The 20,755-nt window shown below is 72.5% G+C and carries 22 protein-coding genes; 16 read left to right on the plus strand and 6 right to left on the minus strand.

What is annotated here, in order from left to right:
• Positions 1–134: 134 nt before the first annotated feature.
• A complete protein-coding gene (fdxA, locus tag AC0VYL_RS04255; protein WP_014908468.1) occupies positions 135–455 on the plus strand; it encodes a ferredoxin in 321 nt (106 codons plus the stop codon).
• 140 nt (positions 456–595) lie between these two features.
• A complete protein-coding gene (dapC, locus tag AC0VYL_RS04260; RefSeq protein WP_475459415.1) occupies positions 596–1,702 on the plus strand; it encodes a succinyldiaminopimelate transaminase in 1,107 nt (368 codons plus the stop codon).
• A 91-nt stretch (positions 1,703–1,793) separates the two neighbouring features.
• Here the strand turns inward: dapC and AC0VYL_RS04265 are convergent, their stop codons facing one another.
• The gene (locus AC0VYL_RS04265) at positions 1,794–2,681 is read right to left on the minus strand and encodes a hypothetical protein (RefSeq protein WP_475459417.1); all 888 of its coding nucleotides are present in this window, start codon (positions 2,679–2,681) and stop codon (positions 1,794–1,796) included.
• A 324-nt stretch (positions 2,682–3,005) separates the two neighbouring features.
• Here AC0VYL_RS04265 and AC0VYL_RS04270 point away from each other — a divergent pair, with 324 nt between their 5' ends.
• The 3 genes from AC0VYL_RS04270 to AC0VYL_RS04280 all read left to right on the plus strand — a co-directional run bounded on the left by AC0VYL_RS04270 (position 3,006) and on the right by AC0VYL_RS04280 (position 5,945).
• Positions 3,006–3,842 (plus strand): 2,3,4,5-tetrahydropyridine-2,6-dicarboxylate N-succinyltransferase, encoded by an 837-nt coding sequence (locus AC0VYL_RS04270; protein ID WP_475459420.1) that lies wholly within the window; start codon positions 3,006–3,008, stop codon positions 3,840–3,842.
• Between the two features lie 132 nt (positions 3,843–3,974).
• Entirely contained in the window at positions 3,975–5,039 is a 1,065-nt protein-coding gene (gene dapE / locus AC0VYL_RS04275) for a succinyl-diaminopimelate desuccinylase (RefSeq protein WP_475483464.1), read from the plus strand.
• 129 nt (positions 5,040–5,168) lie between these two features.
• Positions 5,169–5,945, plus strand: coding sequence for an LOG family protein (locus AC0VYL_RS04280; protein WP_475459422.1), 777 nt, complete (start codon positions 5,169–5,171; stop codon positions 5,943–5,945).
• Positions 5,946–5,952: 7 nt separating this feature from the next.
• Here the strand turns inward: AC0VYL_RS04280 and AC0VYL_RS04285 are convergent, their stop codons facing one another.
• Positions 5,953–6,369 carry a hypothetical protein gene (locus tag AC0VYL_RS04285; RefSeq protein ID WP_475482382.1) on the minus strand — a complete coding sequence of 139 codons (417 nt, stop codon included), beginning with the start codon at positions 6,367–6,369 and terminating at the stop codon, positions 5,953–5,955.
• Positions 6,370–6,431: 62 nt separating this feature from the next.
• Here AC0VYL_RS04285 and AC0VYL_RS04290 point away from each other — a divergent pair, with 62 nt between their 5' ends.
• The 4 genes from AC0VYL_RS04290 (at position 6,432) to AC0VYL_RS04305 (ending at position 9,880) form a co-directional block, all read left to right on the plus strand.
• Positions 6,432–7,013: a hypothetical protein gene (locus tag AC0VYL_RS04290; protein WP_475482383.1), complete on the plus strand. Its 582-nt coding sequence runs from the start codon at positions 6,432–6,434 to the stop codon at positions 7,011–7,013.
• A 174-nt stretch (positions 7,014–7,187) separates the two neighbouring features.
• Complete coding sequence (locus tag AC0VYL_RS04295; protein ID WP_475482384.1) at positions 7,188–7,769, plus strand: hypothetical protein; 582 nt, start codon at positions 7,188–7,190, stop codon at positions 7,767–7,769.
• Positions 7,770–8,112: 343 nt separating this feature from the next.
• Positions 8,113–8,280 (plus strand): DUF3117 domain-containing protein, encoded by a 168-nt coding sequence (locus AC0VYL_RS04300; RefSeq protein WP_017542172.1) that lies wholly within the window; start codon positions 8,113–8,115, stop codon positions 8,278–8,280.
• Between the two features lie 109 nt (positions 8,281–8,389).
• Positions 8,390–9,880 carry a leucyl aminopeptidase gene (locus tag AC0VYL_RS04305; RefSeq protein WP_475482385.1) on the plus strand — a complete coding sequence of 497 codons (1,491 nt, stop codon included), beginning with the start codon at positions 8,390–8,392 and terminating at the stop codon, positions 9,878–9,880.
• A 146-nt stretch (positions 9,881–10,026) separates the two neighbouring features.
• On the opposite strand, the gene AC0VYL_RS04310 is transcribed toward AC0VYL_RS04305, so the two are convergent.
• Positions 10,027–10,617, minus strand: a complete 591-nt coding sequence (locus tag AC0VYL_RS04310) for an O-methyltransferase (protein WP_475462939.1) — start codon at positions 10,615–10,617, stop codon at positions 10,027–10,029.
• Between the two features lie 319 nt (positions 10,618–10,936).
• Between AC0VYL_RS04310 and sigE the strand changes: the two genes are divergently transcribed.
• From sigE to AC0VYL_RS04330, 4 genes are all read left to right on the plus strand, one after another.
• Positions 10,937–11,575, plus strand: coding sequence for an RNA polymerase sigma factor SigE (gene sigE, locus AC0VYL_RS04315; protein ID WP_475459434.1), 639 nt, complete (start codon positions 10,937–10,939; stop codon positions 11,573–11,575).
• The gene (locus AC0VYL_RS04320; RefSeq protein ID WP_475459436.1) at positions 11,572–12,363 is read left to right on the plus strand and encodes an anti-sigma factor family protein; all 792 of its coding nucleotides are present in this window, start codon (positions 11,572–11,574) and stop codon (positions 12,361–12,363) included. Before sigE ends, AC0VYL_RS04320 begins: the two co-directional genes overlap by 4 nt.
• Positions 12,360–13,430, plus strand: coding sequence for a sigma-E factor regulatory protein RseB domain-containing protein (locus tag AC0VYL_RS04325; protein WP_475482386.1), 1,071 nt, complete (start codon positions 12,360–12,362; stop codon positions 13,428–13,430). Before AC0VYL_RS04320 ends, AC0VYL_RS04325 begins: the two co-directional genes overlap by 4 nt.
• Positions 13,431–13,491: 61 nt before the next feature.
• Complete coding sequence (locus tag AC0VYL_RS04330) at positions 13,492–15,162, plus strand: S1C family serine protease (protein ID WP_475482387.1); 1,671 nt, start codon at positions 13,492–13,494, stop codon at positions 15,160–15,162.
• 94 nt (positions 15,163–15,256) lie between these two features.
• Here the strand turns inward: AC0VYL_RS04330 and AC0VYL_RS04335 are convergent, their stop codons facing one another.
• Positions 15,257–16,396 carry an Mrp/NBP35 family ATP-binding protein gene (locus AC0VYL_RS04335; RefSeq protein ID WP_475459444.1) on the minus strand — a complete coding sequence of 380 codons (1,140 nt, stop codon included), beginning with the start codon at positions 16,394–16,396 and terminating at the stop codon, positions 15,257–15,259.
• A 406-nt stretch (positions 16,397–16,802) separates the two neighbouring features.
• Here AC0VYL_RS04335 and AC0VYL_RS04340 point away from each other — a divergent pair, with 406 nt between their 5' ends.
• On the plus strand, positions 16,803–17,804 hold the full coding sequence (locus AC0VYL_RS04340) for a lysostaphin resistance A-like protein (protein ID WP_475462940.1): 1,002 nt from the start codon (positions 16,803–16,805) through the stop codon (positions 17,802–17,804).
• Here the strand turns inward: AC0VYL_RS04340 and AC0VYL_RS04345 are convergent.
• Positions 17,795–18,256: a GtrA family protein gene (locus tag AC0VYL_RS04345; RefSeq protein ID WP_475483465.1), complete on the minus strand. Its 462-nt coding sequence runs from the start codon at positions 18,254–18,256 to the stop codon at positions 17,795–17,797. The genes AC0VYL_RS04340 and AC0VYL_RS04345 overlap by 10 nt on opposite strands.
• 197 nt (positions 18,257–18,453) lie before the next feature.
• On the opposite strand from AC0VYL_RS04345, the gene AC0VYL_RS04350 reads away from it, so the two are divergent.
• Together AC0VYL_RS04350 and purE are read left to right on the plus strand one after the other, a co-directional pair.
• Complete coding sequence (locus AC0VYL_RS04350; protein WP_475482388.1) at positions 18,454–19,611, plus strand: 5-(carboxyamino)imidazole ribonucleotide synthase; 1,158 nt, start codon at positions 18,454–18,456, stop codon at positions 19,609–19,611.
• On the plus strand, positions 19,608–20,141 hold the full coding sequence (purE, locus tag AC0VYL_RS04355; protein WP_475482389.1) for a 5-(carboxyamino)imidazole ribonucleotide mutase: 534 nt from the start codon (positions 19,608–19,610) through the stop codon (positions 20,139–20,141). The genes AC0VYL_RS04350 and purE overlap by 4 nt, the downstream gene beginning before the upstream one ends.
• A gap of 1 nt (position 20,142) precedes the next feature.
• On the opposite strand, the gene AC0VYL_RS04360 is transcribed toward purE, so the two are convergent.
• Complete coding sequence (locus AC0VYL_RS04360; RefSeq protein ID WP_475482390.1) at positions 20,143–20,709, minus strand: TetR/AcrR family transcriptional regulator; 567 nt, start codon at positions 20,707–20,709, stop codon at positions 20,143–20,145.
• Positions 20,710–20,755: the final 46 nt, after the last annotated feature.

Raw genomic sequence — 20,755 nt, forward strand, 5'->3', positions numbered from 1 at the left:
GAGTACGACATCTGTGCCAATCGCTTTACAGAGCCCGGACCACGAACGACGCCCGCACGTCGGAACCGGTGCCGGTGCCCTCTGAAGGTCCCCGCCTCCCCGCGGGTTAGCGGGGGTGAGACAAGGAGTACGACGTGACCTACGTCATCGCGCAGCCCTGTGTTGATGTGCTGGACAAGGCGTGCATTGACGAGTGCCCCGTGGACTGCATCTACGAGGGTGACCGCATGCTCTACATCCACCCGGACGAGTGTGTGGACTGCGGCGCGTGCGAGCCGGTCTGCCCGGTGGAGGCCATCTACTACGAGGACGACCTGCCCGAGCAGTGGTCGGAGTTCTACAAGGCCAACGTCGACTTCTTCGACGACCTGGGCTCCCCCGGCGGCGCCTCCAAGGTCGGCAAGATCGACCGCGACCACCCGATCGTCGCCAAGCTGCCCCCGCAGGCCGAGTGAGCCGCGCGCGACCCCTTGGCGCAGAGGTCGCGTGGCCGACGTGACGTGTCGCGCCGATCCCACCCGGGGTCGGCGCGACGCTGTTGTGTGGGGCCCGACCGAGACCTGAACGGCCCGAGAACCGAATGGAGAGTGCACCGATGGGTGAACGTCGACCGGTGACCGATCGGCTTCCGACCTTCCCGTGGGACCGGCTGACGCCGTACAAGAGAACGGCCGCCGCCCACCCGGACGGGATCGTCGACCTCTCGGTCGGCACCCCCGTGGACCCGGTGCCCGCGAACCTGCGCGCGGCGCTCGCCGACGCCTCCGACTCGCCCGGGTACCCGCTGACCTGGGGCACCCCCGAACTGCGTGCCTCCATCCAGGGCTGGCTGGAGCGCCGCCACGACGTCCGGGTCGCGGACGGCGCGGTCCTGCCCACGGTCGGCTCCAAGGAACTCGTGGCCTGGCTGCCCACCCTGCTCGGCCTGGGCCCCGGTGACACGGTCGTCCACCCCGAACTGGCGTACCCGACCTACGACGCGGGCGCGCGCATCGCCGGGGCCACCGCCGTCGCCTCGGACAGCCTCACCGCCCTCGGCCCGGCCGACGTCAAGCTGCTGTGGGTCAACTCGCCCGCCAACCCCACGGGCCGCGTCCTCGGCGCCGACCACCTGCGCAAGGTGGTCGAGTGGGCCCGTGAGCGCGGCACGATCGTCGCCTCCGACGAGTGCTACCTGGACCTGGGCTGGGACGCCGAGCCCGTCTCGATCCTGCACCCGGACGTGTGCGGCGGCTCCCACGAGAACCTCCTCGCGGTCCACTCGCTGTCCAAGCGCTCCAACCTCGCGGGGTACCGCGGCGCCTTCGTGGCGGGCGACCCCGACCTGGTGGCCGAACTCCTCGCGGTGCGCAAGCACGCGGGCATGATCGTGCCCGCGCCCGTGCAGGCGGCCATGAGGGCGGCCCTGGACGACGACGCGCACGCCGCCGAGCAGAAGGAGCGCTACCGGGCCCGTCGCACGAGGCTCCGCGCGGCCTTCGAGGGCGCGGGGTGGAGCGTCGAGCACTCCAACGCGGGCCTGTACCTGTGGGCCAGCCACCCCGACCACGACTCGTGGGGCGCGGTGGAGGCGCTGGCCGAGCGCGGCGTCCTGGTGGCCCCCGGTGCCTTCTACGGCCCGACCGGCGAGCGCCACGTCCGCGTGGCCTTCACCGCCACCGACGAGCGGGTCGAGGCCGCGGCCAAGCGCCTGGCCGAGTGATGTCCGGCGGTGCGGTCCGGGCCCCCGGCCACGGAACGCGCCGCCGCTCGGAACGCCCCCGGAGACGGACCCGTTCCGTCCGGGGGCGGCCCTACCTCAGGACGACGCGGCCGCCCGTGTCCTGGCTCGCGTCCTCGATCTCGGTCCAGTTCTGCGCGCCGTCCATGCCCTCCGAGGCCCGCCACCGCTGGTTTCCGTACGACACCGACGTGAGCCCGTACTCCTCGGCGTGCACGACCGCCCAGTGGGCCATCGCCCAGCCCAGGTCACCGGTCCGCCCCTCCTGCCCCTCCGGCACGGGGAGCTCCGCCGGGTCGGTGCCGAACACCCGGGCCATCTCCTCCTCGGCCCCGGCGGTGTCCGCGTCCCCCGCCCGCAGCGACTCCAGGGTCGCCTCGTCGAACCAGCAGGTCACCGCTGCTCCGCCGCGCCCGGTGAAGGCCTCGGCCATCCCGGAGGACAGCTCCTCGTGCTGGTCGTAGGCGAACCCGTGCGCGCTGCGCTGCACCCGCTGGGCGGCCTCGTAGACGGGCAGGTCCTCCCATCCGCCGACCTCCTCCAGCTCGTCGTAGAACGACCGGCTGGAGAACACCGGGTCCAGGATCTCCTCGGGGTCGCCCCACTCCTGCGAGGGCCGCTGCTGGAAGAGGCCCAGCGAGTCGCGGTCCCCGTACTCGACGTTGTAGAAGGTCGACTCCTGCCACACGGTCGCGTACGCCACCGTGACCGCCTCCTCCGGCAGGTCGCGGCTGAAGGCGACGCCGCCCACGGTCGCCGCGTTCGCCGCCTGGGTGATCTCCATGTCGTAGCGGCCCTCGGGGAGCGCCAGACGGCAGCCGGGCTCGGGGCGTTCGCGCGTGTCCAGCGGCTCGAACGTGGTCAGCACGTAGTAGGCCCCGCCCACGAACAGCCCGCAGACGAAGGTGAGGATGAGGAGGATCTTGGCGAACGCGGAGAACGTCCTGCGTTTACTGGGCACGGGCGAACCAAGGGTCGGCGACGGGTGGAGCCCACCGGTCGCGGACCCGAGGGGAGGGCCGAGGCGGTGTGCTGGGCGCGTCGGGGTTCCCTGTCGGAGGCGGTTCCCGGACGAGCCTGCGCGAAATTGTAGTCTGCGCCGCGAACCGTGGACGGGAACCCTCGTGGAACGTGTGTTCCGCCTCGTGACCGGGCCACCCGGCCCGTCTCCGGACCGCCGTCGGCCCCGGCCCGGGGAGGCCGTCGGCACGAGTGGCCAAAGGCTCATCCGGAGCGGGCGGGGCGCAGACGACCCACCCCGGACGAGCGGCTAACGTGGGTTCACATGACCAGCTCGTACACCAGTCCGCTGCCCGACCAGATCGACGAACTCTGGGAGCGGCGCTCCGAACTGACCCCCGACCACGCCGAGGCGCGCGCCGTCATCACCGGCGCCATCGACCAGATCGACGAGGGCAAGGCCCGCGTGGCCTTCGTCGACCCCGCCACGGACGACGTGGTGGTCGACGAGCGCGCCAAGCGCTCCATCCTCCTCGGCTTCAAGGTCCTGGACATGAAGGAGTCGCACGTCGGTGACTTCTACCACCACGACCGCATGCCCCTGAAGACCCGCTTCGACGGCGTCCGCGTCGTCGCGGGCGCCATCGCCCGCTGGGGTTCCTTCCTGGCCCCGGGCGTCGTGCTCATGCCGTCCTTCACCAACATCGGCGCCTACGTCGGCTCCGGCACCATGGTCGACACCTGGGCCACGGTCGGCTCCTGCGCGCAGATCGGTGAGAACGTCCACCTCTCCGGCGGCGTGGGTGTCGGCGGCGTCCTGGAGCCGCCGCAGGCCTCCCCGGTGATCATCGAGGACGACGCCTTCCTGGGCTCGCGCAGCATGGTCGTCGAGGGCGCCCGCGTGCGCAAGGGCGCCAAGCTCGGCGCGGGCACCATCCTCACATCCTCCACGCGCGTCTTCGACGCCGAGACGGGCGAGGAACTGGCCCGGGGCGAGGCCCCGGCCTGGTCGGTGTGCGTCACCTCCAGCCGGACCAAGAGCTTCCCCGGCGGCGAGTTCGGCATGCCGGTCCTGCTGGTGCTCAAGCGCCTCGAAGAGGGCCAGGAGCACGACAAGCTCGCCCTGAACGACCTCCTGCGCGAGCACGGCGTCAACGCCTAGGCTCCGCGCCCGGTCGCGCACCGCGCGCCCACGTCCGGGGCGTCCTCCCATCCGGGGAGGGCGCCCCGCCGTTGTTCTAGGGTGGCCATGCGCGAGACCCATCCACTCACCTCACCGAAACGGGGCGACACCATGCTGGACCTGACCTCGGACGTGGCGGACCTGACCGCCGCCCTCGTGGACATCCGTTCCGAGAGCGGGGACGAGAGGGCCCTCGCCGACGCGGTCGAGAACGCCCTGTCCGCCCTGACCCACCTGACCGTGACCCGGGACGGCGACGCCGTCGTGGCCCGCACGGACCTCGGGCGGGGCCGACGCGTGGTGATCGCCGGGCACCTCGACACCGTGCCGATCGTGGACAACGTCCCCTCGCACGTGGACGGCGACCGCCTCTACGGCTGCGGCACCACCGACATGAAGTCGGGCGTGGCCGTCCAGCTCAAGCTGGCCGCTCTGGTCACCGAGCCGGTCCACGACGTCACCTACGTCTTCTACGACAACGAGGAGGTGGACGCCGTCCGCAACGGCCTCCTCCGCCTCAGCCGGAACCACCCGGAGTGGCTGGCCGGTGACTTCGCGATCCTCATGGAGCCCACCGACGGCGTCATCGAGGGCGGCTGCCAGGGCACCATGCGCGTGGACGTCACGGCCTACGGCAGGCGGGCGCACAGCGCGCGCTCGTGGAAGGGCGAGAACGCCATCCACAAGGCGGGGGCGATCCTGGACGTGCTGCGCGCCTACACGCCCCGCCAGCCCGAGGTGGAGGGCCTGACCTTCCACGAGGGGCTGAACGCGGTGTTCGTCGAGGGCGGCGTGGCCGGGAACGTCATCCCGGACGAGTGCGTGGTCCGCGTGAACTACCGGTACGCCCCCGACCGCTCCCCGGCCGACGCCGAGGCGCACCTGCGCGAGGTGTTCGCGGGCTTCGAGGTGACGGTCACCGACTCCTCCGCCCCGGCCCGCCCCGGTCTGGACGACCCCTCGGCGGCGGCCTTCGTCACCGCCGTGGGTGAGGGACAGGCCCGCGCCAAGCTGGGGTGGACCGACGTCTCCCGCTTCTCCGAGCTGGGGGTGCCCGCGGTCAACTACGGCCCCGGCGACCCGATGCTCGCCCACACGCGTGACGAGTACGCGAGCATCACGCAGATCCGCGAGGCCGAGGAGCGCATGGTGGCCTGGCTCACCGGACGGCGCTGAGCGAACCCGGACAGCGGACCGCCCGCCGGGGCTCCGGCCCTGGTGGGCGGTTCCGTGTCCGTTACCGGTCACCGGACCGACACGCGTCGTTCGGGTGTGGTCCCGCCACGGATGGATAGCTTTACGAGCATGACGGAAGAAGAGAACGTGAGGCGTGCCGGACCGCTCACCTACCGCGGCCGCGCGATCCCCGACACCACCACCGACCAACGGCTCCTCGACCGGCGGGGCCCCGCCGACTGGGTGCACACCGACCCCTGGCGCGTGCTCCGTATCCAGTCGGAGTTCGTGGAGGGCTTCGGGCTGCTGTCCGAGCTCCCCTCCGCCGTGAGCGTGTTCGGCTCGGCGCGGATCAAGCCCGGCTCCGAGTTCTACGAGCTCGGCGTGCAGGTCGGGGCGCGGCTCGCCGAGGCCGGGTACGCCACGATCACCGGCGGCGGCCCCGGCATGATGGAGGCGGCCAACAAGGGCGCCCAGCAGGCGGGCGGGCTCTCCGTGGGCCTGGGCATCGAGCTCCCCTTCGAGCAGTCGCTCAACTCGTACATCGACATGGGGATGACCTTCCGGTACTTCTTCGTCCGCAAGACGATGTTCGTGAAGTACTCGCAGGCCTTCGTGGTGCTGCCCGGCGGGTTCGGGACCCTCGACGAGCTGTTCGAGGCGATCACGCTCGTCCAGACCAAGAAGATCACCCGGTTCCCCGTGGTGCTGATCGGCACCGAGTTCTGGGGCGGCCTGCGCGGCTGGGTGGAGGACAGCCTGCTCAAGCACGGCCTCGTCGCGGACCACGACATGGAGCTCCTGTACGTGACCGACGACCCGGAGGAGGCCGTGCGGATCATCCAGCAGGCGCACCTGCACCTGGAGAACAGGTTCGAGCGCGACGAGGCGGGCCCCTCCAGCTAGCCGCCGCTCAGGCGAGCCCCCTGCGCACGGCAGCGGGCGGGCGATCGCCGCGCACCGAGGCGACCATGTCCAGGGCCCGCCGGACCCGCTCCGGGTGGTCGGTGACGAACACCCTCGCGCCCGCCCAGGCGTACGCGGTCGCCAGGGCCACCTCCTCGGCCGCCGCGACCGGGACCGCGCCCACGATCCCCGGCGGCGCCGGGGGAAGGTCCGTGCGCGGCTCCCCGCCGTCCGGCCGCGTGCAGCGGACCAGGACGGTGTGCCCCTCCGCGACGAGGGCCTCGACCCGGGCGGCGGGGGGCCGGTGACCGGCGTCCACCGTCCAGGGGGCGCCGTTCCCCGGGCCGTCCTCGGAGGGGGCGGGATCCCCCGCCTCCGCGCCGGGCGCGGTCGGGGTCAGGACTCGGAAGGGTGCGTTCGACACCCGCCGAGTCTCCCATGCCCGGCGCTCCCTGGGGAGTGCGGCGGTGTGGCACGATCGGTCCCGTGCCTTTCTTCATCTTGATCCTGGTCGCCGCCGCCGCGCTCGCCGTCCTCGTCGGCGTGGTCTTCGTCGTGCTCGGCAAGGGCGGGCAGCTCGCCCGGTTCGAGGCCGACTTCCCTCCGCTGAACCTGCCGGAGGGGCGCCCGGTGGGCTCCCGTGACCTGGCCGGTCTCCTCGTCCCGCTGTCCATGTGGGGGTACCACGTGCGCGCCGTCGACGAGCTGCTGGTGCGGCTCACGTCCACCCTGCGCGAGCGCGAGGAGCGGATCGAGGACCTGGAGTGGCGGCTGGCCCGCCTGGACCCGTCCTACGTGCCCCGGGGCACGGGACCGAGCCCGGGCGCCTACCTGCCGGGCCAGGACGAGCTCGACGGGGCCACCGACGACGTCGAGAGCGTGACCCTCGTCCCCGCGCCCACCGTGGCCGACGTCCGCGCGGAGGACGCGCCCTCGGACGCCGCTCCGGCGTCCGACTTCGGTGCCGACCCCGAGGCGACCCCCGAAACCTCCCCCGAAATCGTGTCCGAAACCACCCCCGAGGCTGACGACGCCTCGGTCGGCGGTCGGGCCGACGACCGGTCCTGACCCCGCCTGGAGGCCCGGAGGGGCCCCGGCACGCCCGGGTCTCCTATGCCGTGCATCACATCCGTCTTGTCGTTCTTGGTCGGATGTGGTGCGTTCGGGTGATCTATTCTCGGTCGCTGTACATGCGTACCCCTGCTCCGCCGGAGCGGGTGGACCGTCGTGAGGATGGCGAGGATGGACACAGCACCCGAACTCCGGGCGGGCTCCGAGGACGAGCCCGGGAACTCCTCCACCCCGGTGCGCCAGATGTCCCTCTGGCCGCCGCCCCGATCGACCCGGCACACGGGCAGGCGCCGCCGCCAGTTCGCCAGGACGGCCGTGGCCCTGGCCGCGCTGCTCCTGATCGGCGGGGGCGGCTTCGCGGCCTGGTCCCGTCTGGACGGGGCCCACGAGGACACCGTCACCACCATGTCCGACCCCGAGGAGTTCGTCGGGGCCTGGTCGGGGCGGATGAGCCAGGTGGACACCGAGGGTCGGCCCGTCGCCGAGTGGGACGCCGAGGTGCGGATCGAGGAGGGCGCCGAACGCGGCAGCACCGCCTGGACCACCTTCTCCTGCTCCGGGACCCTGGAGCTGTCGGCACGCGACGGCGACCGCCTCGTGTACGCCTACACCGAGACCTCCGACCCCGAGGACCGCTGTGTGGACGAGTCGGAACTGACCCTCTGGCCCGCCGAGGGCGACGGGCTCAACGCCGAGTGGTCCTCCGTGACCCGTGAGGGGACGCGGATGGTCTCCACCGGCGCGCTGGACTGAGCGGGCCGGAGGGCCCGCGCCGCGGCCGGGACCGCCCGGGGCGGAGGCCGCACGGACGCCCGCACACCGCGCGGGTTTCGGTCGAGACCGATATAACCTTACTGACCAACGATTCCTCGCCGGTGGGCGCTCACGGAGGTGCCCCGGCTGTCGCCTGGCGCACACCCAGGGGTCAACCTCCGAGATAATGGTCGAAGAGTGATTCCCGACCCTCAAGCCACACGGGCGCGAGTCACCCGGAACCGGCCGACGGCTCCGGAGCCGAGACGACCCTGCGGATCGGGCGTCGGTGCTGTGGGTCGGCCCCGGTCACCTGCGAGGAACACCTAGAAAGGGGAATGGCATGGCGGCGATGAAGCCGAGGACCAGCGACGGGCCGATGGAGGTCACCAAGGAGGGTCGCGGCATCATCATGCGGGTCCCGCTTGAGGGCGGCGGCCGTCTGGTCGTGGAGCTCACGCCGGACGAGGCGACCGAGCTCCGGGACGCGCTTCGGGGCGTCGTCGGTTAACCGGCACCAATAGTCCCCCACCTGGGCCGGAACGCCCTGATGACCCCCGAGGTTCCACACCTCCCACCTGCGTGAACCTCCCCGAAGAGTGAACGATTGTGAGCGGCCTGTGCCATTCGCCACGGAGATCCACCCCGTACCGGGGACCCTCGCCGAATCCACCGCGGACCTGCTGGTCCTCCCCGTACTCGCGGGCGAGGAAGGCCCCGAGGCGGTCGAAGGGGTCACCGACGGTGGACTGACACAGGTCCTTCCGTCGTCGCTCGCGGACCTGTTCGCGCACTACGCACTCACCGGCGGGTCCGGTGAGCTCTGCCAGTTCCCGGTGTCCCGGGACGGGGGCCTGGTCCGCCTGGCCCTTCTCGGAGTCGGTTCGGCTAGCCCCGCCGACCTCCGGAAGGCCGGCGCCGCCCTCTCCCGGGCCGCACGGGGCAACGAGCGCGTCGCCCTGGCCTGGCCCGGCGCGGACGGCGAGGCCGCCACGGCCTTCGTCGAGGGCGCCCTGCTGGCCTCGTACACCTTCACCTACAGGACCACCGAACCCCCGAGGTCCCAGCGCCCCGCGCCGGTGATCGACGTGGTCGGTGACGCCGCCGCCCTCGCGGCGCCCCTGGCCCTGGGCACCACCCTGGCCACGGCGACCGCCCTCGCCCGGGACCTGATCAACACCCCCTCGTTGACCAAGGACCCGGAGTGGATGGCCACCCGGGCGCGCGAGACCGCCGACCGGGTCGGGCTCGACGTGCGGGTGTGGGACGAGAAGGACCTGGGTGACGAGGGCTTCGGCGCCATCCTCGGTGTCGGCCAGGGCTCCTCCCGGCCGCCCCGGCTGGTCCAGCTGGGCTACACGCCGGAGAACCCCACCGCGCACGTGGTGCTGGTCGGCAAGGGCATCACCTTCGACACCGGCGGGCTCTCGCTCAAGCCCAACGACAACATGAAGCTCATGAAGACCGACATGAGCGGCGCGGCGATCGTGCTGGCCGTCCTGTCGGCGCTGGCGTCCGTGGGCGCCGGCGTCCGGGTCACCGGTCTGCTCGCCCTCGCGGAGAACGCCTTCTCCGGTGACGCCACGCGTATCGGTGACGTGCTGACCACCTACACCGGCCGGACCGTCGAGGTGCTCAACTCCGACGCCGAGGGCCGCCTGGTCCTGGCCGACGCCATGGGCTACGCCAGTACCCGCCTCGACCCGGACGTGCTGGTGGACGTCGCCACCCTGACCGGCGCCGCCAAGCTGGCGCTGGGCACCGGCACGGGCGCCCTGTACAGCACCGACGACACGGTCGCGGCGCAGATCGAGACCGCCGGAGAGCAGTCGGGCGAGCCGCTGTGGCGGATGCCGCTCACCGAGGACTACGTCCCGACCACCGGCTCCCGGGTGGCGGACCTGGCCAACATCGGGACCCGCGGCGGTGACTTCGGTCCGGCCGGGGCGACCGACGCCGCCCTGTTCCTGCGCGAGTTCACCGGCGGCCTGCCCTGGGCCCACCTGGACATCGCCGGTCCGGGCCGGTCCATGAAGGAGAGCGGCCTGCTCACCAAGGGCGGCACGGCCTTCGCCACCCGGACCCTGCTCCGCTGGCTCGCCGCGAGGTAGGCGTCCCGGTCGGCGCCGACCGACCACGGGCCCGGGCGGACACCCCCTCCGTCCGGGCCCGACGTGTGTCCGGGTACCGGCGGCGCCCCCTCCGACGGGTCCCGGCCGCACGGGCCGCGAGCGCGGAAGCATCCACGGAACACGGTCTAGGGGCGGATGGCGGCGAGCAGCCCCTCACCGACCGGCACCAGCAGCGGGATGAACGCCTCGTCCTCGCGCATGCGCTGCATCACCTCGCGCACCGCGATCTCCGCCGGGTCCGGCACCCGCAGCGGGCTGTCCGGTTCCGTGGGCGCCGTCAGCACGTTGTTGAACACCAGCACCCCGCCCGGCCGCAGCAGCCGCAGCGCCTCCTCCAGGTACGCGGGGTAGGAGGCCTGGTCGGCGTCGACCGACACCATGTCGTACCCGCCGTCGGTCAGCCGGGGCAGCACGTCCAGCGCCGTCCCCCGGATCAGCCGGGCCCGGCCCGCGCCGAACCCCGCCCGGGAGAAGGCCGAGCGCGCGTAGTCCTGGTACGCGGCGTTGACGTCCACGGTCGTCAGGATGCCCTCGGGGACCATCCCCCGCAGCAGCCAGATCCCGGAGGTCCCGCAGCCGGTGCCGATCTCCACCACCGAACGGGCCCCGATGGCGGCGGTGAGGAACCGCAGCGCGGCCCCCGTCGCCGCGTCCACCGGCGAGGCCGCGGCGCGTACCCCCGCGTCGTAGGCGTCCGCCAGAGGTCCGTCCCCCATGGCGGACTCCTCGAACCGAGCCTGCTCGGTCCGGACCCACGCGGTCCGGGCGACGCTCTCTTCTGCGCTGATGACGGCCTCCCAAGCACTGCTGAATGTCATGGCCAGGCGTTCTGACCGGGGGATCGTCACCCACCGTAGAATGGTGGTCGCGGCCAGGTATGTCCCTGGGCAAAAGACTAGCCTGAACCAGCCGGAACTCCGAGTGTGGTGGCGGGAACTTAATCGGCGCCCTCCGACGTTGAATCGGGATGAACGCACGTTGATCGCCACGAAGTGAACGCCCCCCTACCTGTCCTCGCGTGGTGAACTCAGCGGGATGAAGGGAGCAGCGGTGCCAGAGACCGGCCCTGCCGTCGAGTTCGAGGCATGGGAACCCCCGAGCTGGGAAGAGGTCGTGCGCGTCCACTCGCCGCGCGTCTACCGGCTGGCCTATCGCCTCACCGGGAACAAGCACGACGCCGAGGACCTCACCCAGGAGGTCTTCATCCGTGTGTTCCGCTCCCTCGCCAACTACACCCCCGGCACCTTCGAGGGGTGGCTGCACCGCATCACCACCAACCTCTTCCTCGACATGGCCCGGCGCAAGGCCCGCATCCGCTTCGAGGGGCTGGCCGACAACGCCGACGAACGCCTGGAGGGCCGCGAGCCCTCACCGGCCCAGCGCTACGACGACCGGCACTTCGACGCCGACGTCCAGAGCGCGCTGGACGCCCTGCCCGCCGAGTTCCGCGCCCCCGTCGTGCTCTGCGACATCGAGGGGCTCTCCTACGAGGAGATCGCGGCCACCCTCGACGTCAAGCTCGGCACCGTCCGCAGCCGCATCCACCGGGGCCGCGCCCAGCTGCGCCGCGCCCTGGAGCACCGCAGGTCCCTGGCGGCCGCGAACGGGGCCCAGGGGGGCACCGAGGGGACCGGCGGCGCCACTGCCAACGTGATGCACGGGGAGGCGGAATGAGCATGGACCACCTCGGGGAGCGCCTGTCGGCGCTCATCGACGGGGAACTGGGCGCCGCCGACCACGAGCGCGCCCTCATCCACCTGGCCAAGTGCGAGTCGTGCCGGTTCGAGGCCGACATGATGCGCAGACTCAAGCGCAGGCTGACCGGGCTCGGCGAACCCGAACCCGACATGGACTTCATGGGACGCCTCATGTCCCAGCCGGGCCTCGGCGGCCCGGGCGGCCCGGGGGCACGTGATCGGGGTGATCGCGGCCCCTCGGACCCTCCGCCCCCCGGCCCTTTCGGGTCCAGCCCGCCGCTGGGCCACTCCCGCCCCCTGGGCGGGTTCCCCACGGGCGGACCCCTGATGGGAGTGGGCGGGCCGACCCGCCCGAGCGAACCGGTGCACCGGGGCGAGGCTTCGCCCACCCCGGACACCGCGTCACCCGGCCGGCAGAGGACCCAGCCGCGCACCCAGCCGGAGCGGTACGTCCCGCCCAGGCCGGAACCCCGGGGCGGCGACCGGTTCTCCGGCCTGCTGCCGCACTTCTCCGGCGGACGCTACGCCGTCGCGGGGCTGGCGGTGGCGACGGCGCTCCTGGGGAGCGCGTTCGTCGCGGGCGGTGAGGGGGAGGAGACCCCGATCGTCGAGCCGCACCTGGCCGACTTCGCGGTCGAGCACGCGGTGACCAGCCGCCAGATCCCGGTGGTGGAACCGCTGCCCACGGACCACCCCCCGTTCGAGCCCCTGCCCGTCGCGGCCGAGGGATCCCCGTCCTCGGCCTCGACCGAAACGACCCGGTGAGGGCTGGCAGACCCTCTCTCGGACCGAACTCCGCCCCCGCCCCCGCGGTCGTCGCCGCGCTGCTGTGCGCCCTCGTGCTCACCGGCGCGGTCCACCCGGAGGCCACCGCGGTCCCGGCCGAGGGTGAGGACCACGGCATGGCCGTCCTGGAACGCGCCTCCGACGCGCACGGCCGGGTGGCCTACACCGCGGTCCGCGAGGTACGCGGACCACGGGGACGGGACGGGGTGGACCTCAGTGTGGTCAATCGCCCCGACTCAGGCGTCGCCATGTCCCCTTTGGGGGAGGAGGACACCGAGTCGGCGTTCGTCGTGCTCAGCTCCTCCGCCCTGGAGTCCCTCGACGAGCGGCTGCTGGCCGTGCTGGAGGAGACCTACCAGGTGGTCGACGCGGGGCGGGAACGCCTCGACGGCCGTCCGGCGCACCTGGTGGAGGCGCTGCGCGCGGACTCCACGGTGGCCGGACGCTTCTGGGTGGACGACGAGACCCACCTCCTGCTGGGGCACGTGGTGTACGACCGCTCGGGGGACGAGGCGTTCAGCAGCCACCTCACCGACCTCGACCTGGGCGACGGCGCCTGGCCGGACGAGGCCCTCGGGGACTCACCCTGGGGCGACGCCCTCGACGACGGGGAACGGCAGGCGCTCCGGGAGGCCGGGTGGGTGCTGCCCGAGCACCTGACCTGGGACCTCAGGCTGGTCGACACCCGCTCCAAACGCTACGAGGGGGAGCGGGTGGTCCACGCGGTCTACTCGGACGGGCTCTCCCAGGTCTCGGTCTTCGTCCAGCGTGGCAAGCTGGGAACCGAACATCCCTCCACACTTGGTAACGGATACACCGGAACCGGGACGGGGGGTGGCGGCGTCACAACAGGGCACGACACGATCTTCGGCGGAGACGCGGGCCAGTACCAGAGCGTGTGGCAGGCGAACGGATTCGTCTACACGGTCCTGGCCGACGCCCCCGCGGACCTGGCCTCCTCGGCGGTGGCCGCGTTGCCAGGCCCCGAGGACTCCGGCTTCTGGGCCAGGGTGCTGAGAGGTCTGTCCCGGCTGGGCCTGCTGTAGGCCCGGCCGACCGGCGCGGCGCGTGCCGGGACCGAAAGCCGAGCGACAAACGGAGCAGGTCTTGAGTCAGGACAACGACCGTTCGGAACCCGCCGAGGGGTGGACCCCGCCCCCGCCGAACGGTGGCGCACCCCAGCCGGGCGCGCCGGACGCGCCCGCCCACGGGCAGGTGCCCGCCGAACCTCCGCGGGGCCCCGCCGGTGCGTGGATCGCCCCGCCGCACCCGCAGGGAGGCCAGCCTCCCCACCCGGACCCCCCGGTGGGCCAGGGCGGCGCGGACCCCACGAACCCCCAGCCGCCCCCGCCCGGAGACCGTTCCGGCCAGGTCCCCGCCCAGCAGTGGCCCCAGCAGTCCCAGGGGTCGCAGGCGTACCCGTCACACCAGGGCCAGCCCTCCCTCCCGGGGCAGCCCACCGGGCGGGGCCAACAGGCTCAGGGACCGCAGGCGTACCACGAGTCCCAAGGGCAGCCCGCAGCACAGACCCCCGCCTCCCACCAGACCCAGCAGTCACAGCAGCCCCAGGGGCACACCTCCCACCAGGGCCAGCCGACCCAGCAGGCACCGACCCACGGACACTTCGCTGCCCCTCCCGGGGCCCCCACCCGGTACGGCCAGCCCGCCCCCGCCCCCTCGGCCGGACGCCGCAGACGCGGAGTCCCCGCCTGGGCCGCGCTGAGCGGAATGCTGGTCGTCGCCCTCATCGCGGGCGGAGCGGGCGGCCTCGCGGGGGGCCTGCTCGGCTCCGGCCAGCAGGCGGCCCCCGACTCCCAGCAGGGGCCGACCATCAACGAACCCCCGCCCGAGGCGCCCGAGCGCGCCGCCGACACCATCGCGGGCGTGGCGCAGCGCGTCAGTCCGAGCGTGGTCTCCCTGCGCAGCGCGGGCGGACGGGTCGGGGCGACCGGCTCCGGCTTCGTCATCGCGGACGACTACGTCGTCACCAACGACCACGTCTCCGCCCCGCTGGAGGAGGACGGGATCGTCATCGAGTACAGCGACCGCAAGACCAGCGCGGCCACCGTCGTGGGCTCGGACCCCAGCTCCGACCTGGCCGTCCTCCAGCTGGAGGAGCCCAACGAGGTCGAGCCGCTGGAGTTCGGTGACTCCGAGGAGGCGGTCGTGGGTGACGAGGTCATCGCGATCGGCGCCCCGCTGGGCCTGGACGGGACGGTCACCCAGGGCATCATCAGCGCCAAGGACCGGCCGGTCAGCTCGGACGAGGGCGAGAGCCAGTTCTTCGCCCTCCAGACCGACGCCGCGATCAACCCCGGCAACTCGGGCGGTCCGCTCGTGGACATCCAGGGGCGGGTCATCGGCGTCAACTCGATGATCATCACCATGGGCGGCGGGTTCATGGGCGAGCAGCAGGGCGGCAGCATCGGGCTGGGCTTCGCCATCCCCTCCACGGAGGCGGAGGAGGTCGTCACCCGGATGATCGACCACGGCGAGACCACCTACGCGGACCTCGGGGTCACCTTCGACCAGGAGAGCTCGGTCGTCGGCGCGGTGATCGCGGACGACCCCCGCGCCGTCGAGTCCGGGGGCCCCGCGGACGAGGCCGGGCTGGAGCCGGGCGACGTGATCGTGACCTTCGACGGCCGCCGGGTCGACTCCCACGGCGAGCTCCAGGCCCTGGTGCGCGACCGGACCCCCGGCGAGGAGGTCGAGATCGAGTACGAGCGGGACGGCGAACGGGAGACCGTCACCGTCACCCTCGGCTCCGGCGACTGACCGGCGACCGCCGACCCCGGAGAAACACGACGGCCCCCGGATCCGCAGGGATCCGGGGGCCGTACGCGTGTCTTCCAGTCGACCCGGGGGTCGGTCAGCGACCGGCGGGGGAGATGCCGAGCTGCATCCCGGCCAGCCCGCGCGGCTTGCCGACCAGCTTCTCCGCGATCGAGACGATCACCTTGCTGGCCTCGGCCTCGGGGTGGGTCAGGACCAGCGGCTGGCCCTCGTCGCCGCCCTCGCGCAGACGGGTGTCCAGCGGCACCTGCCCCATGAGCGGGATCTCGGCGCCGAGGGTCTTGGTCAGCGCGTCGGCGACCGTCTGGCCGCCGCCCTGGCCGAAGAGGTGGACGGGCTCGCCGCCGTCCTCCGGCTGGTAGTAGGACATGTTCTCGATGACACCGGCGATGCGCTGGTGCGTCTGGGCGGTGATCGCGCCCGCGCGCTCGGCGACCTCGGCGGCGGCCTGCTGCGGCGTGGTGACCACGATCAGCTCGGCGGCCGGGAGGAGCTGGGCGACGGAGATCGCGATGTCACCGGTGCCCGGGGGCAGGTCCATCAGCAGGACGTCCAGGTCGCCCCAGAAGACGTCGGAGAGGAACTGCTGGAGGGCGCGGTGCAGCATCGGGCCGCGCCACACCACCGGGGTGTTGCCCTCGGTGAACATGCCCACCGAGATGACCTTGATGTCGTGCGCGGTCGGCGGGAGGATCATGTCCTCGACCTTGGTCGGGAAGTCCGACGCACCGAGCATGCGCGGCACCGAGTGGCCGTAGATGTCGGCGTCGACGACGCCCACCTTGTGACCCTGGGCCGCGAGCGCGGCGGCGAGGTTCACGGTGACGGACGACTTGCCGACACCGCCCTTGCCCGAGGCGACCGCGTAGACCTTGGTGAGGGAGTTCGGCTTGGCGAAGGGGATCTCCTTCTCCGCCTGGCCGCCGCGGAGCTTGGTCTGGAGCTCCTTGCGCTGTTCCTCGTTCATGACGTCGAGCTCGACGGTGACCTTCGTGACGCCGGCGACCTTGGTCACCGCTCCCGTCACGTCCTTCTCGATGCGGCCCTTCATCGGGCACCCGGCCACCGTGAGGTAGATACCGACGTGCACCGCGCCGTCGTCACCGATCTCGACGCTCTTGACCATGCCGAGGTCGGTGATGGGTCGATGGATCTCCGGGTCTTGCACCGTGGCCAGGGCTTCGTGGACCTGCTCGGTGGTTGGTGTGGAGGACATGTACTCAATCGTAGGTCAGCGGGACGGGGTGGTTGGCCTGTGGAGTCGCCGGAGTGACCGCCCGCAGGACCACCAGTTCCAACAGGGGAGGGGCGGTCCGCTATTCCGCCGTCCGGGGGCCTTCGGGGCTTCTGCCCCGTACCGTGACCAGGCGATAACGGCGTGGCCTTAACGCAGGCGATACATGCCCGGATAGTAGTCTCAGCGCACGATGGGAAATGTGCCGCCACCGCCTGGTTCGTCCTGGCCCGCCGCGCCTGAGGGGCCGGAGGGGCAGACTTCTGGTAGCCACACCCAGGAGCAGACCTGGGCCTGGCCGCCCGGCGGCGCACGTCAGACCCCGCCCGGTGGGCACCCCGCCCTGACCCCGGACCCCTCGGTGTGGGCCTGGCCACCACCGCGTCCGGTGCGGCCGAACCTCTTCGCCTGCGCGGAGATCCCCGAGGGTGAGTCGTATCACAGGCTCGCCCGGACCACGAGGTTCCGCTGGTGGGTGCCGCCGCTGGCGCTCCTGGTCTTCGCCGTCCTGCTGTTCTTCCTGTGGGTCGGCGTGGTGGTCGTGATGACCATCGTCGCGATCCTCGGCGGCAGCGGACTGGCCCCGGACTCGGTCCGGGTGGGCGAGATCGCCGGGCTGGCCTTCGGTCTGGCCGCGATAGCCCTGCTGGCACCGGTCACACTCTTCGTGGCCCGCGTCGTGCAGTGGCGCAGACCCGGCTCCCTGCTCTCGGTCACCGGACACCTGCGCTGGCGCTGGCTGGCCCGCTGCGTGTTCACGGCGGCCGTCCCCGTCACCGCGGGCACCGCACTGCTCCTGGCGTTCACCGGGGAGGGGCCCACCGACCTGCCGATCACCGTCGACTACGGAAGCGTCGAGGTCCTCGCGGCGGCGATGCTCGTCATCGTGCTGCTGGTCCCGCTCCAGTCCGTGGCCGAGGAGATGACGCTGCGCGGGATGGTCATGCAGCTCGTCGGCTCGCTGGGGTCACCCGCGGGAGACACCGCGTTCTCCCGGGTGCTGCGCTCCCCGTGGCCCGCGATCCTGGCGGGCGGGACGCTGTTCGCGGCCCTGTACGCGGCCACCCACCCGGGGGACCTGTGGAACACGGCGGCGCTCGCCGTCCTCGGCCTGGGGATGGCCTGGGTGACCTGGCGTACCGGCGGCCTGGAGGCCGCGATCGGCCTGCACGTGGTGAACAGCCTCGTGCAGTTCGGCGTGTGCGCCGTGGAGGGCCGCCTGGACGAGGTGGGTACCGGGGTCGTGCTCGGCGGGGGCCTGCCCCTGGGAACCAACACCCCGATGACCCTCGGCCTGGCCGTGGTGCAGGTGGGGCTCTACCTGCTCCTGGTCGGCACCATGGCGCGCCGCCACGGGGTCCGCAGCCGCAGCGCCGCCGCTCAGGTCTGAGACCGGGCGGCGTCCGGGACGGGATCGGGTGGGAACACCCAGGTGCGGTAGGCGAAGAAGCGGAACAGCGTCCCCAGTCCCACCCCCACCACGTTGCCGGAGACGTTCTGCGCCAGGGTGCCCTCCAGGCCCAGCACGTACAGCGAGAAGGCCTGGCAGCCCACCTGGATGAGCATCCCCACGCCGTTCATCACCAGGAACAGGAAGGTCTCCCGGCCCAGGCCGGTGCTGGCCCGGTCGTTGAAGGTCCAGAACCGGTTGCCCACGAAGGCCACCGCGATGGCGCACGAGGTGCCCGCCACCTGCCCCACCATCGACCCCATGCCGCCCGCCCACAGCAGGTTGGTCGCGGTCAGCTGCACCACGTACGCGATCGCGCCGACGGAGCCGAACTTGCCGACCTCGGAGGCCAGCCGGGCCAGCCGGGGGCGACGGGAGAGGAACTCGCGCATGGCCTGCGCCCTCCGGGTCCTTGTGGGGGTCACGGCGGCGGGGGAGTGGGCCCTGGGGTGGCGCACCCGCACGCCCTAGACTCTATCCGGGGCCTTCGAGAGACACCCCGGCCGCGGGTTCCGAGCCGAACGGCCAGGTTCCGCCGTGCGCGGGGCCGCCCCGCATCCGCGGTTGACGAGCATTGAGTTGAGGAACTGTGAGCGAGCGTAACCGCATCGTCCCCCGTGTGGGAATGGTGGGCGGAGGCCAACTCTCCCGGATGACCCACCAGGCGGGCATCGGACTGGGAGTGGACTTCTCCGTCCTGGCCGCCGATCCCCGGGACAGCGCGGCCCTGGTCTGCGGCGACGTCACCCTGGGCGACGACCGGGGCCTCGACGACGTCCTGGCCTTCGCCAAGGCCAACGACGTCGTCACCTTCGACCACGAGCACGTGCCCGAACCGGTCCTGCGGGCTGTGGAGGAGGCGGGCGGGCTGCTCAGGCCCGGCCGCGACGCCCTCCGCTTCGCCCAGGACAAGCTGCGGATGCGTACCCGCATGGCCGAACTGGACGCGCCGTCCCCGCGCTGGCGGGCGGTGACCACCCTCGAACACGTCACCGGGTTCGCCGGGGACACCGGGTGGCCGGTCGTGCTCAAGGCCGCGCGCGGCGGCTACGACGGCAAGGGCGTGTGGGTCGTCGACGGCCCCGGGGAGGCCCGCGAGGTCGTGGACCGCGCCGCCGCCGAGGACGTCCCGCTGCTCGTGGAGGAGAAGGTGGACTTCTCCCGCGAGCTCGCCGTCCAGGTGGCCCGTTCGCCGCACGGGCAGGTCGCCGTGTACCCCGTCGTGGAGACCGTCCAGCGCGGCGGGATCTGCCACGAGGTGATCGCCCCCGCGCCGGGCCTGGCCGAGGAGCTGGCCCTGCGCGCCCAGAAGCTGGCCATCGAGATCGCGCACGCCCTGGACGTCACGGGCGTGCTCGCGGTGGAGCTGTTCGAGACCGCCGACGACGTGGTCGTCAACGAGCTGGCCATGCGCCCGCACAACTCCGGCCACTGGAGCATCGAGGGGGCCCGCACGTCGCAGTTCGAGCAGCACCTGCGCGCGGTCCTGAACCTGCCCCTGGGCTCACCGCGCACCAACGCCCCCTACACCGTCATGGCCAACCTGCTGGGCGGCGAGGACCCCGACGTCTACCGCCGCTACCTGCACGTGATGGCCAAGGACCCCGAGGTGAAGGTGCACTTCTACGGCAAGGACGTGCGTCCGGGCCGCAAGATCGGGCACGTCACCGTGATGGGCGACGACTACCAGGACCTGCTGGAGCGCGCCCGCGACGCCGCTTCCTACCTGCGAGGAGACCAGAAGTGACCGACAGCAAGCCCGTGGTGGGCATCGTGATGGGGTCCGACTCCGACTGGCCGGTGATGCGTGACGCGGCCGACGCGCTCACGGAGTTCGGGGTCCCCTTCGAGGCCGACGTGGTCTCGGCGCACCGCATGCCGCACGAGATGATCTCCTACGGTTCGGAGGCCGCCGGCCGGGGCCTGAAGGCGATCATCGCCGGTGCGGGCGGTGCCGCCCACCTGCCGGGGATGCTGGCCTCGGTGACCACCCTCCCGGTCATCGGCGTCCCGGTGCCGCTCAAGTACCTCGACGGCATGGACTCGCTGCTGTCCATCGTGCAGATGCCCGCCGGGGTCCCGGTGGCCACCGTCGCGGTGGGCGCCGCCCGCAACGCCGGTCTGCTGGCCGTGCGCCAGCTCGCCGCGCACGACCAGCGGCTGGCCGAGCGGATGACCGCGTTCCAGGAGGAGCTCAGGGAGCAGGCGCACGCCAAGGGCGAGCGGCTGCGCCGCGAGGTGGCCGACGGCGGCCGGACCATGGGGTTCGGCCGGTAGGTCACTCGGGCAGGAGCGCGCGCAGCCCGTCCATCGCCTGGTCGACCGTGGGCAGGGAGTCGGGGTCGACCAGGTACTGGAGGACGTACCCGGTGACCAGGTTGTAGACCATCGACCCCAGGCCCGCGGCGGTCCCGGGGTCGACCTCCGCCACGGGGACGCCGAGGATCAGGGCGCTGAACTCCCGGCGGGCCTCCGCGATCCCCTCGGCCAGGTTCGCGCGCATGGCCTCGTCGAACTGGGCCTGGCCGAAGGCCTGGACGCTGGAGACCATGAGGTCGCGGTGCTCGGGCAGGGTCGCGAACAGCGTGCCGAGCAGGAGCCGGGCCCGGTCCCGCGCGGTCTCCGGCCGGGCCCGGGCGACGGCCGCGACGAAGACGTCGCCCCACTCGCCGGTCGCCTCGATCACGGCGGTGTTCATGAGGCGGTCCTTGGAGCCGAAGTGGTATCCGATGGACGCCAGGTGCGCGCCGGAGGCGGCGGCGATGTCCCGGGCGGTGGTCTTGGTGTAGCCCTTCTCCGCCAGGCACTTCTTCGCGCCCACCAGCAGGTCCTCACGTTGGCTCATGCCGCCAGCCTAACATTTTGACGTACGTACATACCGGCGTGTCCCT

The organism is Nocardiopsis sp. iso_238, assembly GCF_056173325.1.

Excerpts from the sequence above, each read along its gene's own strand:
- dapC (WP_475459415.1), top strand. The coding sequence starts at position 596 with ATGGGTGAACGTCGACCGGTGACCGATCGGCTTCCGACCTTCCCGTGG.
- AC0VYL_RS04345 (WP_475483465.1), bottom strand. The coding sequence starts at position 18,256 with ATGCGCGAGTTCCTCTCCCGTCGCCCCCGGCTGGCCCGGCTGGCCTCC.
- AC0VYL_RS04295 (WP_475482384.1), top strand. The coding sequence starts at position 7,188 with ATGGACACAGCACCCGAACTCCGGGCGGGCTCCGAGGACGAGCCCGGG.
- sigE (WP_475459434.1), top strand. The coding sequence starts at position 10,937 with ATGAAGGGAGCAGCGGTGCCAGAGACCGGCCCTGCCGTCGAGTTCGAG.
- AC0VYL_RS04335 (WP_475459444.1), bottom strand. The coding sequence starts at position 16,396 with ATGTCCTCCACACCAACCACCGAGCAGGTCCACGAAGCCCTGGCCACG.
- AC0VYL_RS04300 (WP_017542172.1), top strand. The coding sequence starts at position 8,113 with ATGGCGGCGATGAAGCCGAGGACCAGCGACGGGCCGATGGAGGTCACC.
- AC0VYL_RS04320 (WP_475459436.1), top strand. The coding sequence starts at position 11,572 with ATGAGCATGGACCACCTCGGGGAGCGCCTGTCGGCGCTCATCGACGGG.
- AC0VYL_RS04270 (WP_475459420.1), top strand. The coding sequence starts at position 3,006 with ATGACCAGCTCGTACACCAGTCCGCTGCCCGACCAGATCGACGAACTC.
- AC0VYL_RS04280 (WP_475459422.1), top strand. The coding sequence starts at position 5,169 with ATGACGGAAGAAGAGAACGTGAGGCGTGCCGGACCGCTCACCTACCGC.
- dapE (WP_475483464.1), top strand. The coding sequence starts at position 3,975 with ATGCTGGACCTGACCTCGGACGTGGCGGACCTGACCGCCGCCCTCGTG.
- AC0VYL_RS04310 (WP_475462939.1), bottom strand. The coding sequence starts at position 10,617 with ATGGGGGACGGACCTCTGGCGGACGCCTACGACGCGGGGGTACGCGCC.
- AC0VYL_RS04360 (WP_475482390.1), bottom strand. The coding sequence starts at position 20,709 with ATGAGCCAACGTGAGGACCTGCTGGTGGGCGCGAAGAAGTGCCTGGCG.